Origin of the sequence: Streptomyces sp. NPDC091972 (genome assembly GCF_044756385.1) — a bacterium.
Classification (GTDB): domain Bacteria; phylum Actinomycetota; class Actinomycetes; order Streptomycetales; family Streptomycetaceae; genus Streptomyces.
Genome location: NZ_JBIVSV010000013.1, coordinates 129,215 through 146,408, shown reverse-complemented (window position 1 = coordinate 146,408; position 17,194 = coordinate 129,215). Strand labels below are relative to the sequence as shown.

Genomic DNA, 17,194 nt, shown 5'->3' with positions numbered 1-17,194 from the left:
GGCCGTGTCAGCGGCGGGGCGCGGCCATGGACGCGAGGTAGGTGAGGGCCTGCGCGCTACGGCTGCCCGGTTGCGCCGACCCCACCAGCAGTTCCTGGCCGGGCGCGGCCCGCACGTCGAAGCTCTCGTAGGTCAGCTCGATGCGCCCGGCCTCGGGATGCACGAACACCTTGAACGCCCGGGTGAGACCACCGGCCTTCTGGTCTTCCCACAGGGCGCGGAACTCCGCCGACGCCTCCAGCAGTTCCTGGACGAGTGCGTCGATCTCCGGGACGTCGCTGAAGCGGGCCGCGTTCAGGCGCAGCGCGTACACGGTCGCGCTGGTGACCAGCCGCCAGTCCGGGAAGACCTCGCGCGCACGCGGGTGGGTGAACAGGATCCGCGGCATGCTGGTCTGCCCGTCGAAGGGCTCAAGGAGGGCGTCGGCGATCACGTTGGTGGCCAGAATGTCGAACGCGGGCCCCAGGACGTAGGACGCGGCGTCGGGGAAGGAGTCGAGCAGGCGCAGCAGGCTGGGGTGCACCTGGTCGCGCAGGCCGCCGGCCTCGCCCGCGGGGCTCAGCCCTGCGAGCCGGTGCAGGTGGGCACGCGCATCGGCGTCCAGCCGCAGTGCCCTGCCCAGCGCGCCGACGACCTGCGGCGAAGGGTGGGTCTCCCGGCCCTGTTCCAGTCGCATGTAGTAGTCCGCGCTCACACCGGCCAGTACAGCGACCTCTTCCCTGCGCAGGCCCTTGACCCTGCGCGTGCCACTCCCGGCGGGGAGCCCGACGTCGGACGGCTCCAGGCGGGCGCGGCTCGCGCGGAGGAAGTCCCCGAGGGATTGGGCGGACGCACGGTGCATGAGACCGACATTACTGCGCGCCTGCCGGGGCAGCCTGGGTGCGCGGCACCCAGGCTGGCCCGGCCTTCCTGAGCACGTGCCCGGCGGGTGGACTGATGCCGGTGGCCATCACCACCGGCCACCTCGTGCACCCGAAGGAGATCACTCTCATGCTTGCGTCCACCCCCTCGGAGAAGAAGGTCGTCCTGATCACCGGGGCCAGCAGCGGCATCGGCGAGGCCACGGCCCGACACCTGGCCGCCGCGGGCCACCAGATCATGGCCGGAGCACGTCGCACCGACCGACTGGCAGAGCTGGCCCAACAGGTGAGCGCGACCGACGGCGAACTGGACCACCACACGCTCGACGTCACACGACGCGACAGCGTCACATCGTTCGTCGACGCAGCCCTCAACCGATACGGCCGCATCGACGCTCTGGTCAACAACGCCGGCGTGATGCCGCTGGCACCGATGGCAGACTGCCGCGTCGACGAGTGGGACCAAATGCTCGACGTCAATGTCCGCGGCACGCTGTACGGCATCGCCGCCGTCCTGCCGACAATGCGTGAACAGGCCAGCGGACACATCATCAACATCGCCTCGGTAGCCGGCCACCGCGTCGACCCCACCGCAGCCGTCTACTGCGCCACCAAATACGCAGTCCGCGCCCTCTCAGAAGGACTGCGCCAGGAAAACCGCGACATCCGCGTCACCATCATCAGCCCCGGCTTCACCGAAAGTGAACTGCTGGACCGAGGCGGCGCAGCCGAGGCACAGACGATGGCACGCACCGCCGCACGGCAACTCGCCATCCCGGCGTCCGCCGTCGCCCAGGCCATCAGCTACGCCCTCGACCAGCCGGACACCGTCGACGTCAACGAGATCGTCATCCGCCCCACCGCCCAGGGCTGACCCCCGACCGGCCAGTGCCCGCTCCACCACCTGCAAACCTGCCTGCGCGCCTCGTCCAGCACCAGTTGCGCACCGGCAGGGCAGGCGGAGCGCAGCCGTCGGGCAACTCCGTCGCTGGCGTGGGCGACCTGCCCAGCCGCTGCAATTCGGCCCCACCCGACCGGATACCGCCACGGACGACTACGGCCGGACGCTGCGAGACGTCGCCGCAGGAGCGGCGATCCCATGCGTCGGGGGCGTCGGCGATGGCCTGGTCGATACGGCCGAGAGGAGCAAGAGTACTAGTCGGCAATCAGGGACCACTACCGCACCAGAGCCTGGAAGGATCGTGGTGGCGAGTGCAGTACGGCACTAACAGGACCGGGGCGGTCGACATGCCGGTATTCGCCCCCTCGTCCCTCGACGCTCTGGTCGCCGCGCGCCGCCGGGTCTAACCACGGTGCCGGTCCTGTAGCCCGTAAGGCGCGGGGTCGGGGCGCCTGCGGTCCTTGGCGGGGGCAGCGGGCTGCGTGCCCTCACCGCACAGTCCGTGTGTAGGCCACCTACCACGAAGCCACCTTGCCCGTGGCGCTCTACGTCGTGGCTAGCCGTCATCGGTGGCGGCCGACCTGACGACCGGGTCGGGGCTGAGGATGCGTGCCAGCGCCGTCGGCAGAGAATCCCCCGATCTCGCGCGGGGTGGCGAGTGAGGCCCAATCTGTACCGTCCAGGAGCGCTTGGTAGTTAGGGGGCTCGTGGGGGTGAAGATTCTCGATCCGGCTGCGGCTGTTGGCCACAGGGCGGAGGCGATAGCTCCATGCGCAGTGTGGCGCGAGGTGCTTGTCATGGGGGGAACGAACCGGAAAGATCGTCGATCGTGCGTATCGACGAACTCAACGCCGGTGAACGCGAGTTGTGGAACTCCTTCGCCCAGGGCGACATTGTCGATGTCCGCGACGTCCCGGAATCGGCGGAGTCCGCGGTGCGGGCCGACGTCATTGCGGCGCTGCTGCTGGGTGCCGGTACCGATCCCGCCCCGGGCGACCGCCCGGCACTGTGCCTGACCGGCGCCCACATCACGGGCAGGCTGGATCTACAGTTCGCCGAGATTCCCGTACCCGTCGTCCTGGACGAATGCCGCTTCGACGAAGTGCCCCTGCTTCGGGGCGCGAGAATCCGCGAGCTGGCCCTGACCGGATGCGCCCTGCCAGGTCTCGCCGCCGATACAGCCCAGCTCGACGGCCGTCTGGTCCTGTCCCGCTGCCACCTGACCGGGCCCCTCGTCCTTACCCGCACCCAGATCCACAACGACCTCGACCTCCGCGACACCGTGATCACCGCTCCCGGCGCCGAGGCGATATCCGCTGTCCGCCTCATCGCGGGCGGCGACGTGCTGTGCACCAACCTGGCGGTCCGGGGAACATTCCGCTGCTCCGGCGCCGCCATCTCCGGCGAGTTCGACCTGGAGGGCGCCTCCCTGCGCAACCCCGGCGGCTACGCCCTGGATGCCTACCACGTCCAGATCACCGAGGACTTCACCTTCCACCCGGGCTTCAGCGCCGAAGGGAAGATCATTCTCTCCGGTGCCACAGTCGCGGCGGCGATCGGATTCTGTGGGGCTCGGCTGGACAACGCCGGCGACGTTGCGCTGGAAGCCGTTGACGTCACCGTCGCCCGCAACTTCGACCTCGGCCTCGGGCTCCGCGTCGACGGCGGCATCAAACTCGACGGCAGCAGCATCGGCACGCAGCTCAGCTTCCGCGATGCCACGCTGACGAACCCTGGCGGCACTGCCCTGTCCCTGCGACTGGCCCAAGCCCGGGAAACCGATCTGCGCACCCAGCAGCCGATCGCCGGCACCGTTGACGCGAGCAACGCCCATCTGGGCACCCTCTACGACGCCCCCGGCACCTGGCCCGCCGACCTCCGACTGGCCGAGACCACCTACGACGCCCTCGCCATCCCCCTGTCGGCCGCCGAACGGCTCGACTGGCTCCGGGGCAGCACCAACGCCTACATCCCCCAACCGTACGAGCAGCTCGCAGCCGCTTACAGACGGCTCGGACACGAGGACGAAGCACGCACGGTGCTCCTCGCCAAGCAACGCCGTCGCCGTGCCATGCTCCCCCTGCACACCCGCGTCTGGGGTTACATCCAGGACGCGACCGTCGGCTACGGCTACCGGCCACTCCGCGCCGCCCTCTGGCTCACCGCTCTACTCGCCTGCGGCGCACTCTTCTTCGCGGCCCATCCTCCCGCACCTCTTGAAGCGGAAAAGGCGCCGCAATTCAACGCCGTCATCTACACGCTCGACCTTCTCGTCCCGATCACCGCCTTCGGACAGGACGTCGCCTTCGCACCACGAAGCACTGGGCAGTGGCTCGCCTATGCGCTGACCGCTGCCGGGTGGATCCTGGCCACGACCGTCGCCGCTGGCATCTCACGGGCGATAAACCGCCAGTAACGAACCAACAGCCACGACCTGACTCGGCATTCACACTCAGAGCGTTGCCAGTTCTCAGCCTCTGGCTCATCTTCTGTGAAGCAGTAACGCTGCGTGCTTTCGAAACCCTGCTCAGTCGCCCTCAACCCCGGACGGAGTACCACCCGTCTCGGGGACACTGCATGCGTACTCCGCCCCACGCTCTCAGCTGCCTGCTCGTCGCGGGAGGAAGAGGTGGTGATCCGCCACGACCCCGAGATACAGGCGGTCGGCCGCGACGCGGTCCCGTGAGTCCGATGCGCAGGTCATCCACACACAGGGAGCAAGGGCTGTGCCCAACAAGCCAGCCAGCACCACGGTGCGATCGCTGTACATGGAACAAGCCGCGTCGGACCTGGCCTAGAACCGCCGCCGGCAGCAGTGGGACTAGGTGGACAACCGCCCCGACCACCGCGGTGACCACGCCTACGACCAGAGCCGACAGGAGGATCCACCGCCAGCTCGCGTGTTCCACGATGACGCCGTTGAACAGCGGCCCGAATGTCAGACCCAGGCCGAACCATGGTCCCGGGACGGCGAAGGAGACGACCCCCGCACGCCGCTGGCGAGCAGGGCCTCAAAGCAGCGGGCGCGGAACCAGGACTCCGCGTTCGCGGGCCACTCGTCGAGCAGGACGAAGCGCTATCACTCCAGGGATTCGCCGTGCGGCCGGTTCTGCTCACCCCAGACCGGCGGTGGGCCTTACCTACCGACCACATCAGGGTCCTCCGGGCCATCGCGCAGATGCCCAAGCCCGGTTGCACGCGCTCGCCGCCTGCGAGATCACCGAGCGAGCGGTCCAGCCCCTCGTCACCTACCTCGGGCAGACCGGTTGCCTGCGCTGGCGGCGCGACCAGGGCATCCCGCATGCCCCATGCCCCATGCCCCATGCCCCATGCCCCATGCCCCCGAGTTTGCGTGAGAGCGCACTCCAACTTCTAGGTCCGAAGCATGCGATACAGCAAACTCGGAGCGACCGGACTGGAAGTCTCCGTCATCACCCTCGGCTGCATGAGCTTCGGCGAGCCGGACCGGGGCGGTGAGCCCTGGTCGTTGGGCGCGGACGCCAGCCGGGACATCATCAGGCAGGCCCTTGAGGCCGGCATCAACTTCCTCGACACGGCCAATGGGTACAGCGCCGGAAGCAGCGAGGAGATCGTCGGTCAGGCGGTCAAGGACTTCACCCGGCGCGAGGAGGTCGTTCTCTCCACCAAGGTCTGGATGCGGATGCGCCCCGGACCGAACGGCGCCGGGCTGTCGCGCAAGGCGATCTTCGCCGAGCTCGACGCCTCACTGAAGCGACTGGGGACCGACTACATCGACCTGTACCAGATCCACCGTTGGGACTACGACACTCCGATCGAGGAAACCCTCGAGGCGCTGCACGACGCGGTCAGGTCCGGGAAGGTCCGCTACATCGGCGCCTCTTCCATGTACGCCTGGCAGTTCGCCAAGGCCCTGTACCTGGCTGACCTGAACGGCTGGACCCGGTTCGTGTCGATGCAGGACCACTACAACCTCATCCACCGGGAAGCGGAGCGGGAGATGCTTCCGCTCTGCGCCGACCAGGGCATCGGCGTGATCCCGTGGAGCCCGCTGGCGCGGGGCAGGCTGACACGGGTCCGGGACACTGCCACGGCGCGTGCAGCAACAGACCCGGGCGGCAAGATCCTCTACCGCGACGGGGATCAGGCAGTGGCCGAGCGCGTCCACGAGATCGCGGCCAGGCGAGGTCTGTCCTCGGCCCAGGTCGCCCTCGCCTGGGTCATGCGCAACCCGGCGGTGACCTCACCCCATCGTCGGGGTCACCAAACCGGCCCAACTGGCCGACGCGGTCACCGCGGTGGACGTCGAACTCGACGAAGAGGAGGCCGCCTACCTGGAGGAGCCCTACCAGCCGCACGAGGTCGCCTACCTGAAGGAGTCCTTCTACAAGCAGCAGCCCCCGGCGAGCACCCGGTAGTCCGGGCTACCGCCAGGCCTTCGTCGAGCCCTTGACCCCGGCCCTCGCAGCCCCGTGTTCGGCCCGGCGGTGCTTGAGGGCGGTCGCGCGCAACTGCATGATCCGAGCGCTGCCCGCCAGCGCGGTGAGCACGGCGGAACACCGGATCGCTCACGCCATCCATCTCGCCGCTGAACCTCGCCACCAGACAGCGACCAGAAGTAATCGCCTGAACCGACGGAACAGCCACGATGGGGAAGATCACCTTCTTCACGGCCGGGGTGAGGCTGCTGCCGTAGCGGACAGCTCTCGGCCGTCCGCGCAGCCGCGACTGCTATGGCCGGCCGCCGCTCCAGGGGTCCGCCTTGCGTGCCAGTTTCTTCGCGCGGCCGCGGACGTCCGGCGGGAGGCGGTGCAGGACCGTGCGGGCCGCCCGGCGGAGGGGTGGGGCCGAGGTGGTGCGCAGGTAGAGGTGGTGAGGGAGCGTGGCTCGGCCTGGTGGGCGCACGGAGAGGCGGAGTTGCCCATCCGGGCCGTCCCAGGCGGGGATCACCAGGTGGGGTGGGGTGCCGACCCTGGCCGAGCCGAAGCTGATACCGGCTTCGGGGCCTGCACCGCGCGTTGTGTCGTCGTTGCGTGTCACGCGTGCTCTGCGGCCCACGCCCAGGAGTTGGGCGCTGGCCCACACGATGTGGGTGCCGGTTTCCAGGGGCCGGCCGCCGGCCAGGGTGAGCGGGTCGATGGGTGTCTCGCCGGTGAGGACCACGCGGTGGCGGCCACCGCCCAGCGGCTGGGTGCACGGAATCAGGTCCGCGTCCGGGTACCACCACAGGTCGCGAGCCGTGTCATGGACCAGGAGCTCACCGTGGGCATGCCCCAGGGGATGCGCCGCCTCCCAGTTCTCGGCGCCCTTGATGCCGGCCAGCAGGTCCGGGTCCAGGAGCATGCGACCGTAGCGCTCGACCAGCGCGAGGGGTTCACCGTCGCCGCGGCGCATGGCGAACGTGGTGCTCACGTGCAGCTTTCCGTCGCGCCAGCGGATGTCGTCGACCCTCAGCTCCGGCCTGATGGCCCGGGTGCGGCGGGCCAGCTCGACGAGGGAGTCCAGGTGTCCTTCCTCCAGCAGGTGGGCGCGCAGCCGGGTCAGGGCGGGCAGGCCGTCACGGACACCGGGCGGATAGGCCTCCAGCGCCATCCGGCGCACCACGTCGAAGTAGCGTTCGAGGTCTTTGCCGGTGCGTTGCAGGGCACGCGGCTCGCCCACCGGGCGCAGCAGTTCCACGCGGTAGGAGCGGCGCAGCAGATGGTCCTGGAGCGGGCCGGGCTGGGTGTCCTGCTTGATGGCTTCCACCACGGTGCGCAGGTGGCCGTAGTAGTCCTCGGGTGTGCTGGCGCGGCTGCTGGTGTTGCCGCCGTCCTCGCGGCGGTTCCAGATGTAGCAGGGCTGGTCGGCGACGATCGAGACCGTCTTGGCCCGCACATAGGCGCGGGCCATGAACAGCTGGTCCTCCAGCCGCACCGGCCCCTCGGGAAACCTCAGGTCGTGGGCGAGCAGGAAAGCACGGCGGAACATCTTGTGCGGCGTCAGGCTCTCCATCAGCGGCGCGTCCTCGACCGTGCAGCGCTCCACGGTGCGCTTGAAGACATTGCTGGGGCCCGCCATGGTGCCGACGACCTTGCCCAGCACAATGTCCGAGCGGTTGCGGTCGGCCATCCGGTGCAAAACCTCAAGGGCCTGGGGAGTCAGCTCGTCGTCCTGGTCCACGAACTGCACGTACTCCCCGCGCGCCTCCCGGACCCCGACATTGCGCGGCTTGCCCGGCCAGCCGGAATTCTCCTGATGGATCACCCGCACCTGCCGGTACGCGCCCGCCAACTCCTCCAGCCGCCGCGCCGAGTCGTCGGTCGAACCGTCATCGACATAGATGATCTCGTACGCGTCCTCCCCCAGCGTCTGGCCTAACAGCGACGGCGCACACATGTCGATATAGCGGCCCGCGTTGTACACGGGCACCACAATGCTCACCTTGAGCATGAACACTCCCCCCAACCGAGACAACGGACTACGTGTCGTCTCGTGATGCTTTGGACGTTCCGTTCCGACTCTCGCGAAGGCTGTCTCATCCGCAGCAATGGGTGACCGCCTCCGGGAGTGCTTCCTGTTCAGTACGGCATCAGTACGGCGCCGGGGCCGCGTACTGGCTCGTGATCAATGAGTACCGCAGCTTCAAGGCCGGCGCCCTCTTCTACTGACCCGACTGCGGTACAGGCCGGCGATCTGCGGCTGCGTGACCTGAGCGCGAATGACCGGAGCGATGGCCGAGGTGGCCCGGGGGCCCGAGGACCCCGGCTGCGTGCCCGCCGGGACGATGTGCCAGAGGACGGCGAGCCGATTCACCAGGGGCTCCGTCCTCCGTTCGGCAAGCTCCAAGGACAGCCCGCAGGTCCGGGCAGCAGCGCCAGCCCGCGCGACACCGCCCGAGTCGAGCAACGTCGACACGCACGCAGCGATCATGGTCGCGTTCACCGTCACAGCCCAGCTCGACTTCCGTCAGCCGTCGAGACCGAAAAACTGGGCGGGTCGGTCAGCCGGACGGTGGCCGCGTCTTCGACGGCGCTTGCGCGGGCAGCCGTCTGGATCACGCCCCACCTGGACGAAGATGACGCTCCAGGAGGCAATCAGGATCACGTGAGCTATTGCCGCCGCGATGCCCGATGAGTGATGCCGCCATGCCAGGTCTACAGCACAGTTGAACAAGTCTGGATCGAAACCACAGGAGGCCGGAGTGTCCGCATCCGTGCTCGACATGTCGATGTCACTCGACGGATATGTCGCCGATCAAAACGACTTTCTGGGCGGCGACGATGGCGAACGACTGCACAAGTGGGCCGACCCGGAGGACGAGTCCGGCCCGCTTTCCGGGCCGGCCGCGCAGTTCCAGGACGAATGGAACGCAGCCGGGGCCGTGCTCGCGGGACGACGCACTGCCGAGCTCATGGATCACTGGGGCGGTGATCACGGTGGTCTCCCGATCTTCGTGCCCAGTCACCGCCCGCCCGGCCCCGCCGCCCGTTGGGGCTATCCGTTGGTGACCTACGTGACCGACGGGATCGAAAGCGCGATGGCACAGGCCAAGGACGCAGCCGGGGACAAGGACGTGCAGGTGCGCGGCGCGTACACGGCGCAACGGGCACTTGAGGCCGGGGTGCTGGATGAAGTGCAGATCCATCAGATCCCGGTGCTGCTCGGTGGTGGCCGTCGCCTGTTCGACGTCTTGCCCTCGCAGATCGAGTTGGAGATTATCCGGGTGATCGACACGCCGCAGGCCACCCACATCCGCTACCGCGTCCTTCGCTGAGCCGGTCGCCTAGTAGTGCTTCGTCGAGTGATCTCGCCTGGTGGTGGGCAACTACGTGGTGTGAAGCTGGGGGACGTGGAACGGCTCCGCGGTGAGTTAGCGAAGTTCGTTGCCGATGTCTTCGGGTCGTTGCCGCAACGGGATCAGCGGCGGTGGGGCGGCACAGGGCCCAGTTTTCCTACACGTCTACGAGTTGACCCACAGAGGTGGGGCCCTTTCGTGCCTGTCAGCTGGTCTTGCCGCCAGTGAGGGCGACGTCCAGGTGCGCGAGCAGTGTGTCGAGTGTGGCCAGTTGTTGTGGTTCGAGGCGGCCGAAGTGCTGGCGAAGTACGTGTGTGCCCGCTTCTTCCGCAGCTCTTAGTGCCGTCCGGCCGATGTCGGTGATGGAGACGGTCTTGCGGCGGCGGTCCTCGGGGTCGTCGGTTCGGGCGACCATGCCGATGCGCTCCAGGGCCTCCACGATCTGGGTGACGGAGCGCGGTGCTTGGCCGAGGGAGGCGGCCAGCTGTGCTTGATGGAGCGCACCGCAGGTGGCCAGCGTCCGAAGGACCTTGGTGCGGGACAGGGACAGGCCCGAGCTCATCAGCATGTGCTGGTCGACCTGTTCGCGCAGGGTGTACGCGAGAGTGAGGAAGGACAGTCCCACCTGCTCAGGGGTGTTGCCCGCAGTGGTTGATTCGTGCTGCTCCATGATTCGGGTATCCTCGCACAACATAATCGTGAGGTACCTCATGAAAGAGGTTGTGGGATGGATCGTCCCGTCGCCCTGATCACCGGAGCCACCTCCGGGCTGGGCCGCATCGCCGCCTTCGAGCTGGCCCGCCAGGGTTATCGCATCGGCACGGTGGCCCGCTCGCGCAGCAAGGCGCAAGCTCTCGTCGCCGATCTGAAGGCGGTGACCGGCGAGCCCGTCGATGTCTTCCATGCTGACCTGGGCCTGCTCTCCGACGCCCGCCGCGCGGGCGAGGAGATTGCCGCGTGCTACCCGCGCTTGGACGTCCTGGTGAACAACGCCGGCGTGCACGCCTTCGCGCAGCGTGTCACCAGCGAGGGCCTTGCGGAGATGACGGCGGTGAATTACCTCGGCCCGTTTGTCCTGACTGAGGCGCTGAGGGCGAAGCTCGGCGCCTCGGCCCCGGCCCGGATCGTCAACGTCGCCTCCGAAGCGGCCCAGCAGGCGAAAACTATCGACCCGGCCGCAGATCTGCGGCGCACCGAGCCCTACACCCGCCGGGAGTCGATGTCCCTGTACGGGCGCACGAAGCTGATGACGATCATGTGGACGCAGGAGCTGGCCCGTCGCCTTGATGCGGACAAGGTCACGGTGAACTGCTGCGATCCCGGCTTCAACGCCACCGGCCTGGGCCGGGACCTGCCCGGCTCCGCCGTCCTTCAGCGAGTGCTGAACATTCTGCGGATCGGTGATCCCCGCAAGGGCGCCGGCATCATCGTGCGGCTCGCCACCGATCCGGCGCTGGCGGGCACAACCGGTGGCTACTTCTCCGCCCGCGACGCCCGTCCCCTGCAGTGCCCCGAGCTCGGCCGGGATCCGCGCGTGCAGCGGGAACTGTGGGACGCGACCGAAGAGAAGGTGGCAGGAACGGCTCCCCGGCCACCTCGGTGATCTTCACCTAGGCATGCGGCAGTGCCCGGTGTACCAATCGTTCCTGGCTCGAAAAGACGTACTCTCGCTACCATCCACACCAAACCGAGAGATCGCGCCTTGAATCTCACGCCTCGTCAAGGACCTCGAGCAAGCGCTCGTACGCCGCCTTCGGTCGCAGGGCCGCGTCCCACGGCAGGGAATCAGCCGTGCGCGGAGGATAGGTCTTGGTGTCGGCGGTCGAACCGTACCGGTCGGTGAATCCCCAGGTGGAGAACGATGTGCAGTTCGGCTCCTCCAGGCAGACCCGCAGCTTGCCCGCCATCTCGTCAGCCTGGGTCTGCTGCCCGTCCTCCTCGTCCTCGCCTATCAGGACGTCCATCTCCGACACCCGCGCCTGAATGCCGAGTTCCGCCAGATCCCGCACATGGCTGCGGAAGGTCTCCGGGTCGACGCGGTCGCCGGGTGCGTACTCGTGGGTCTGGAAACCCACGCCGTCGATGGGTACGCCGCGTTCCTCGAGCCGTTTGACGAGATCGTAAAGGGCGTCCCACCGCTCGCCTTCCTCCTCGACCCCGTACTCGTTGAGGAACAGCCGTGCCTTCGGGTCGGCCCGGTGGGCGGCCCTGAACGCCTCGTCGATGTACTCCTCGCCCATGGCCTCGAACCACGGGCTCTGCTCGGAGCGCAGACCGAGATCCCCGTTGGTGTAGCTCTCCTGGTCGTCGGACATGGGCTCGTTGACCACATCCCATTCCGCGACCCGTCCCTTGAAGTGACCGGCGACCGCGGCGATGTGGCGGAGCATGGTCCGGCGCACCTCCTCGGGGTCGTCGTTCTCCCGCATCCAGTTGGGCAGAGCCTCGTGCCAGACGAGGGTGTGCGCGTGCACCTTCATGCCGTTCGCGCGGGCGAAGCGTACGAGCAGATCCGCGTCGCGAAAGTCGTAGACACCCCGGCGTGGGTGGAGGAACTGGGGCTTGAACGCGTTCTCCGGAGTGAGCATGGAGAACTGGCTTCCCGCGAGCGCCCGGTAGCGTGAGTCGGTGAGCAGCGGGTTCTCGGCAAGGGCGGTGCCGACGTCGAACGGCCGCCCCACGTCTGCGGCCCGCGCGCGCAGCGAGTCGTCGGACTGCTTCTGGCGTAGCCGCGGCGCCTTGATCACGCGGAGCGAGTCACCGCTCTCCGCCCGCGCGGTCAGTTGCGTCAGACGCCATCCCTCGCGGCGCTCGTCGTCGCCCGCGTCCGCCTCCAGACCGAACCAGACAGTGCCCTCGGCGAACACCCCCGGGTCCTGTACGGTTCCCAGCCGTCGCCCGTCGGCTTCCACACGGAAGGTGTCACCGATGCTCGACACGGCGAGCGTCACCGTCCGGGAGCAGCCGCAGTCGAACTCCTTGGAGATGGCCGGCTCATCGCTCCCACCGTCCCAAATCTGTACCCCCACCTGCCCGTCAGCGGTCACGCCGATGCGGAGCGAGGGCCGCTCCTGCCGCCACTCGTCGTAGATGACCGGCACACGTCCGTACAGCCGCAGCCATGAGTCGCCGTCATCGTCACCCACGCCGGACATGCGCGCGGTGACGGTGAAATCGCCATCGGACCTGAGATGCGGTCCGGCCAGGTTCAGCGGGGGGTTGGGCTGGCCTCCAGAGGAGTCCTGTTCCACGATGCGCCGATCCAATGGGCTGACCCGAAGGATGTCGTTCCGCGCGGTGGTGCCCGGCATCTGCGTCCAGTCGTGGTTCCGCAGCAGGTCTTCGTCGTGTCCGCCGCCCGCGCCTTCGCCCTGCCCGGTACACCCGGCCGCCACCGCCATGACCATTACCACGGCGGTCAGCCGCTGCCACGTCCCCCCACCGAGGCCCACGGTCCCTCCCACTCTCTTGTTCGAGACGAGATCAACGTCTTGAAACCGGGCCACAGTTCATCACACGTGAGGTACGGCGACCTTGTGTGGCTCGTCCCAGCTTGTGTGGCGGAGCGGGCCCGAATCGTTGCGGCCTGTGCGGAATTCGCATGAACACGCGTGTGCCAGCGGACTTCAAGGTATCCACGGAGACGGTACGCAAGTCGTGGAGGGGATTTCGAAGTCAACTACTACGCCTAGGAGTTGGAGTCCGGATTCGCTCGGGTGGCTGGCTACACCGGGTTCAATAAGAAGGGCACCACATCAGTCGGGGTGTCCAGTCATTACACCGGCACATCCGGAAAGATCGACAACTGCCAGCTCGGTGTCCTCGCGGCCTACGCCACCGGACATGGCAGAGCCCTCGTCGACCGCGAGCCATACCCGCCCAAGTCCTGGTCCAGGGTCGAAAACGGTGCCGGGAAGCGAAAGCCCCGACGCGCGCATCTTCACGACCAAGGGCGAGTTGGCCAGGGTCCTAGCCCGCCGCTGCATCGCCGCTGGTCTGCCAGCCGCCCGGGTGACTGCCGCTGAAGCCCACGAACAGAACTGGTCCGATATCGATGGCCCTCCCAGGGCCGCCTCGACCTCGTCGACGCGGACACCCCGACCCGATCACTGCCGTGGCGTGGTTCGGCGGCACGAACTCTGGCAGTCAGGCGCGTGCCGTGAGATCGTCCGCAGGTGACAAAGGCTGCTGGTGGGGCATCGACCTTGAGACGACCGGACGACAAAGCTGCGTCAGCCCTGCGCTTCGCGACAGAACTCGTCGCATGGGTGGCCATGCCCTGGGCGCTGGCGGACCACTCATGGCTGCTTGCGGCCCTGTCCGTGCTGGCCCTCATCGGGCTTCCGACGTTGTTCTCCACTCCGGGGGACAAGACCAACGTGATCATCGCGGTGCCGGGTTGGGTCACGATCCTGCTGGTACTGCTCCAACTCGCTGCTGCCGTGGTCTCGTCGTGGCTGGCCTGGCCCGCCTGGGCCGCGGTCCTCGTGACCTTGCTGGCCGCCGCCACCCTCTTCACGGAGCGTCGGCGCTGGCGGTGGCTGCTTTCCGCGCACCACCTCGCCAACTGATAGCAGTCACCGGCCCACAGTGCTCGGCTCAGGTGCGCCGCTTCAGCGCCAACTCCGGGCGAATCGCCTCTGAGACCAGGCTTGTCTTGCAACCCGCTCCGCCCGGTCGTCCGAGGCCAGAGCGTGAGCGGTGATACCTGCAGGGCGCGGAAGATGCGATTGGCCTGACGGATAACAAGGTCAGCGCTCGTATCGGCGCATGGGTGAACTACGTCAGGCACTTGCCCCGCTCCACCGGCCAGACCGACATCGTCGAACCCTCCCGGGCTGCGCGCTTCAACAGACAACGGCTCGTTGCGGTGAGGCGCGCGGCTCACCGCACTTGCGGCGAGGCCGCCAAGCCCATGGTGGCCTCCTTCTGCGGTGATACGTGGGCGACAAGGAAGACCAGCACGCCACAGGCGGCGACCAGCACCCACCCCGGGCGGGACGCATGTGCGAGCCCCGCCGGGCTGGTGGCCGTGACCAGGCCGCCGGCGAGAGCGATGCCGACGGCGGAGCCGAGTTGCCGTGCGGTGGAGGTGATCGCCCCGGCCACGCCGGCACGGGCGGGTGGCAGTCCATTGACCGCGGTGTTGGTGATCGGGGCGTTGGCGAAACCGAATCCGACGCCGACTAGCAAGTACGCGGCCAGCAGCAGGAGCACGCTCGTGTGTGGAGTGAGCCGGACCAGGCAGAGCCCGCCGGCCGTGATGAAACCACCGGCAAGGAGCAGCGGCAGCCGCGGTCCCGTGCGGCCGACCATGCGGCCGGACCAAGGGGCGCAGACAGTCGCTCCGACGGCCAGGGGCAAGGTCGCCACTCCCGCGGCCAGCGGCGTCCATTCCCGGGTGTGCTGCAGGTAGAGAGTGTTCAGCAGCAGTGTCATGGTCAGCGCGACGAAGAGCGCCACCGCGCCCAGGACGGCACCGCTGAAAACCGGGCTCCTGAAGATCCGCGGATCCATCAGCGGCTCACGTCGGCGGGACTCGACCCACACGAATGCGGCTGTCGCCACAGCAGCTCCGGCGTATCCCGCCAGCGCCGCAGGCGACGTCCAGCCGATGCGAGGCCCTTCGATCAGGACGCCGACCACGACCGCGAGGACCATGGTCAGCAGGACCTGGCCGGGCAGGTCGAGGCGCCGGGCCCGCGGTGCCCGGGACTCCGGCACGAACACCGCACTGAGCAGCAGAGCGGCCGCGATGACCGGGGCGTTGATCCAGAACAGCGCCCGCCACCCGAGCCCCGCGAGCAGCGCACCGCCCGTGATGGGACCAGCGGCCATACTCAGCCCGAACACTGACGCCCAGATGCCGATCGCCTGCGCCCGTTCCTTCGGGTCCGGCATCGCGTTCACCACGATCGCGAGCGCCACGGGGCTGAGCATCGAGGCGCCGATGCCCTGCAGGGCGCGGGCCGCGATGAGTACGCCCGCCGACGGGGCGAGCGCGCAGACCAACGAGGCGGCGCCGAACGCGGCCAGCCCGCACTGGAACACCCGGCGGCGTCCGAAGCGATCCGCCAGTGCGCCGGAGGAGATCAGGAGACTGGCCAGGACGAGGGTGTAGGCGTCCACGATCCATTCGAGACCGCGCGTGTCGACATCCAGGCCGCGACCGATGGCCGGCAGACCCACATTGACGATGGTGGTGTCCAGGCCCACCAGGAACATGCTCAGGCAGCAGACGACCAGCACCGTCCAGCGTCTGCGCGCACTCAGCATGGGTTGAACAAGGGGTGTCGTTGCGGTCACGGTCTACCTCTGATGTCCGGGAACAGTGCCCGGCAAGACTCAGCCCGCACGCCAGCCGCAGCCCAGCTCTTTTGCGGACACTGCAAAAATGAATCCATGAACACAGGCGTCGGGGACGCGGAGCTGAAACAGATTCTCGATGGCATCGGGCCCCGGCTGCGCAACCTGCGCCGGGAACGGGGACTCACGCTCGAGGCACTCGCGGCCACGACCGGACTCTCGGTCAGCACACTGTCCCGGGTGGAATCGGGCAAACGGCGCCCGACTCTGGACCTGCTCATCCCGCTGGCGCGGGCCCACCACGTCGCGCTCGACCAACTGGTGGCGGCGCCCGCCAGCGGTGACCCCCGGGTGCACCTGCGGCCCCTGCACAAGGAGCGCGGCAGCGTCCTCGTACCTCTGACGCAGTACCCGGGCCGAGTGCAGGTCTTCAAGCAGGTACTGACCCCCCGCCAGCCGGAACTGGTCACCCACGAGGGCTACGAATGGCTCTATGTCCTCGCCGGTCGGCTACGCCTCATCCTCGGGGCGCAGGACTTCACGCTGCTGCCCGGCGAAGTGGCCGAGTTCGACACCACCGAGCCCCACTGGTTCGGCCCCGCGGACACGAGCACCGTGGAGATCCTGCACCTGTTCGGTCCACGCGGAGACCAAGCCGTCGTCCGCACCAGACCGTCCACAACGGATCTCACCCCGCCGACCGCCCCAAACCCACCGTCGACAACCTCATGACCCGCAACAGCTGGATGGTCGGCGGCATCGAGGAGCAGGTAGCCGGTGAGCTGCGAGGCGGTGCGCCGGGATGTCTCCGCCACCGGGCAGGTGCTCTTGCAATCGAGCAGCACGCCGTCGATGACGGAGTCGGCGTCGGTCGTGATCCGCGCGCCCGCTTACGCGCGAAGCAGCCGCCCGGCGATCTCCCGGTACTCCCGCAGCGCGAGCCGTAGTTCCGTGGACCGCGTCTCGGCATCCTGGTCCTGCCAGCTCTTGCGCAGGTCGCGCCGCCGTTCCGCGAGAACCTTCACCAGCGCGTCGGCCGCTGCGTCGAAGGCGGCCTCGGCCTCCTCCAGCGCCTCGCGCGGGGTGTCGGCGAAGTGGTTGACGGCGTGCCCGAGGCGCCGGACGATCGTGTCCCGCTCGTCGGACGGGATCAGCGGTCCGGGACCCTCGGTGCGGCGCGCCGCGGGCCCCGAGGACCGGTCGTCGGGCTGCTGGGCGCGTGCCTGGTCGTACATTGTCGTCTGCACCGTTTTTCGTTGTGCCGGGGTCACCGTACGAGGTCGCCCTCGCCAAGAGCCCGGTCGACTCTGCCGTTGATGGTCCTGTGTCGCGTTGCCAGTCAACGTCCGGGGACCATCCGTGTCAACGCGG

The 17,194-nt window shown here is 68.4% G+C and carries 14 protein-coding genes and 1 pseudogene; 8 read left to right on the top strand and 7 right to left on the bottom strand.

Features of this window, described 5'->3' with window-relative positions; genetic code table 11:
• Window positions 1-7: 7 nt before the first annotated feature.
• Window positions 8-841 (bottom strand): helix-turn-helix transcriptional regulator, encoded by an 834-nt coding sequence (locus tag ACIQJT_RS32355; RefSeq protein ID WP_402649383.1) that lies wholly within the window; start codon window positions 839-841, stop codon window positions 8-10.
• Window positions 842-990: 149 nt separating this feature from the next.
• Here ACIQJT_RS32355 and ACIQJT_RS32350 point away from each other — a divergent pair, with 149 nt between their 5' ends.
• The 3 genes and pseudogenes from ACIQJT_RS32350 (at window position 991) to ACIQJT_RS32340 (ending at window position 6,158) form a co-directional block, all read left to right on the top strand.
• Window positions 991-1,734: an SDR family oxidoreductase gene (locus tag ACIQJT_RS32350; protein WP_402649482.1), complete on the top strand. Its 744-nt coding sequence runs from the start codon at window positions 991-993 to the stop codon at window positions 1,732-1,734.
• A gap of 856 nt (window positions 1,735-2,590) precedes the next feature.
• On the top strand, window positions 2,591-4,177 hold the full coding sequence (locus ACIQJT_RS32345) for an oxidoreductase (protein ID WP_402649481.1): 1,587 nt from the start codon (window positions 2,591-2,593) through the stop codon (window positions 4,175-4,177).
• Window positions 4,178-5,146: 969 nt separating this feature from the next.
• A pseudogene (locus ACIQJT_RS32340) lies at window positions 5,147-6,158 on the top strand (aldo/keto reductase).
• Window positions 6,159-6,164: 6 nt separating this feature from the next.
• Here ACIQJT_RS32340 and ACIQJT_RS32335 read toward each other — a convergent pair.
• A complete protein-coding gene (locus tag ACIQJT_RS32335) occupies window positions 6,165-6,290 on the bottom strand; it encodes a hypothetical protein (RefSeq protein WP_365461240.1) in 126 nt (41 codons plus the stop codon).
• A 181-nt stretch (window positions 6,291-6,471) separates the two neighbouring features.
• The gene (locus ACIQJT_RS32330; RefSeq protein WP_402649382.1) at window positions 6,472-8,172 is read right to left on the bottom strand and encodes a glycosyltransferase; all 1,701 of its coding nucleotides are present in this window, start codon (window positions 8,170-8,172) and stop codon (window positions 6,472-6,474) included.
• Window positions 8,173-8,923: 751 nt separating this feature from the next.
• Here ACIQJT_RS32330 and ACIQJT_RS32325 point away from each other — a divergent pair.
• Window positions 8,924-9,496, top strand: a complete 573-nt coding sequence (locus ACIQJT_RS32325) for a dihydrofolate reductase family protein (RefSeq protein ID WP_402649381.1) — start codon at window positions 8,924-8,926, stop codon at window positions 9,494-9,496.
• A 226-nt stretch (window positions 9,497-9,722) separates the two neighbouring features.
• Here ACIQJT_RS32325 and ACIQJT_RS32320 read toward each other — a convergent pair whose 3' ends face one another.
• The gene (locus tag ACIQJT_RS32320) at window positions 9,723-10,187 is read right to left on the bottom strand and encodes a MarR family winged helix-turn-helix transcriptional regulator (protein WP_402649380.1); all 465 of its coding nucleotides are present in this window, start codon (window positions 10,185-10,187) and stop codon (window positions 9,723-9,725) included.
• A gap of 57 nt (window positions 10,188-10,244) precedes the next feature.
• Here ACIQJT_RS32320 and ACIQJT_RS32315 point away from each other — a divergent pair, with 57 nt between their 5' ends.
• Window positions 10,245-11,120, top strand: coding sequence for an SDR family NAD(P)-dependent oxidoreductase (locus ACIQJT_RS32315; protein WP_402649379.1), 876 nt, complete (start codon window positions 10,245-10,247; stop codon window positions 11,118-11,120).
• A 106-nt stretch (window positions 11,121-11,226) separates the two neighbouring features.
• Here ACIQJT_RS32315 and ACIQJT_RS32310 read toward each other — a convergent pair whose 3' ends face one another.
• Complete coding sequence (locus ACIQJT_RS32310; RefSeq protein ID WP_402649378.1) at window positions 11,227-12,969, bottom strand: endo-1,4-beta-xylanase; 1,743 nt, start codon at window positions 12,967-12,969, stop codon at window positions 11,227-11,229.
• A gap of 264 nt (window positions 12,970-13,233) precedes the next feature.
• On the opposite strand from ACIQJT_RS32310, the gene ACIQJT_RS32305 reads away from it, so the two are divergent.
• Window positions 13,234-13,542, top strand: coding sequence for a transposase (locus ACIQJT_RS32305; protein WP_402649377.1), 309 nt, complete (start codon window positions 13,234-13,236; stop codon window positions 13,540-13,542).
• A gap of 180 nt (window positions 13,543-13,722) precedes the next feature.
• The gene (locus ACIQJT_RS32300) at window positions 13,723-14,088 is read left to right on the top strand and encodes a hypothetical protein (protein ID WP_402649376.1); all 366 of its coding nucleotides are present in this window, start codon (window positions 13,723-13,725) and stop codon (window positions 14,086-14,088) included.
• Window positions 14,089-14,401: 313 nt separating this feature from the next.
• On the opposite strand, the gene ACIQJT_RS32295 is transcribed toward ACIQJT_RS32300, so the two are convergent.
• Window positions 14,402-15,793, bottom strand: coding sequence for an MFS transporter (locus ACIQJT_RS32295; protein ID WP_402649375.1), 1,392 nt, complete (start codon window positions 15,791-15,793; stop codon window positions 14,402-14,404).
• Between the two features lie 126 nt (window positions 15,794-15,919).
• Here ACIQJT_RS32295 and ACIQJT_RS32290 point away from each other — a divergent pair, with 126 nt between their 5' ends.
• Window positions 15,920-16,555 (top strand): XRE family transcriptional regulator, encoded by a 636-nt coding sequence (locus tag ACIQJT_RS32290; RefSeq protein WP_365461483.1) that lies wholly within the window; start codon window positions 15,920-15,922, stop codon window positions 16,553-16,555.
• A gap of 158 nt (window positions 16,556-16,713) precedes the next feature.
• On the opposite strand, the gene ACIQJT_RS32285 is transcribed toward ACIQJT_RS32290, so the two are convergent.
• Window positions 16,714-17,058 (bottom strand): hypothetical protein, encoded by a 345-nt coding sequence (locus ACIQJT_RS32285; RefSeq protein ID WP_365461683.1) that lies wholly within the window; start codon window positions 17,056-17,058, stop codon window positions 16,714-16,716.
• Between the last annotated feature and the right edge of the window lie 136 nt (window positions 17,059-17,194).

Bases quoted from the DNA above. Each gene is read 5' to 3' on its own strand.
- ACIQJT_RS32355 (WP_402649383.1), bottom strand. From the start codon at position 841: ATGCACCGTGCGTCCGCCCAATCCCTCGGGGACTTCCTCCGCGCGAGC.
- ACIQJT_RS32320 (WP_402649380.1), bottom strand. From the start codon at position 10,187: ATGGAGCAGCACGAATCAACCACTGCGGGCAACACCCCTGAGCAGGTG.
- ACIQJT_RS32315 (WP_402649379.1), top strand. From the start codon at position 10,245: ATGGATCGTCCCGTCGCCCTGATCACCGGAGCCACCTCCGGGCTGGGC.
- ACIQJT_RS32285 (WP_365461683.1), bottom strand. From the start codon at position 17,058: ATGTACGACCAGGCACGCGCCCAGCAGCCCGACGACCGGTCCTCGGGG.
- ACIQJT_RS32295 (WP_402649375.1), bottom strand. From the start codon at position 15,793: ATGCTGAGTGCGCGCAGACGCTGGACGGTGCTGGTCGTCTGCTGCCTG.
- ACIQJT_RS32330 (WP_402649382.1), bottom strand. From the start codon at position 8,172: ATGCTCAAGGTGAGCATTGTGGTGCCCGTGTACAACGCGGGCCGCTAT.
- ACIQJT_RS32350 (WP_402649482.1), top strand. From the start codon at position 991: ATGCTTGCGTCCACCCCCTCGGAGAAGAAGGTCGTCCTGATCACCGGG.
- ACIQJT_RS32290 (WP_365461483.1), top strand. From the start codon at position 15,920: ATGAACACAGGCGTCGGGGACGCGGAGCTGAAACAGATTCTCGATGGC.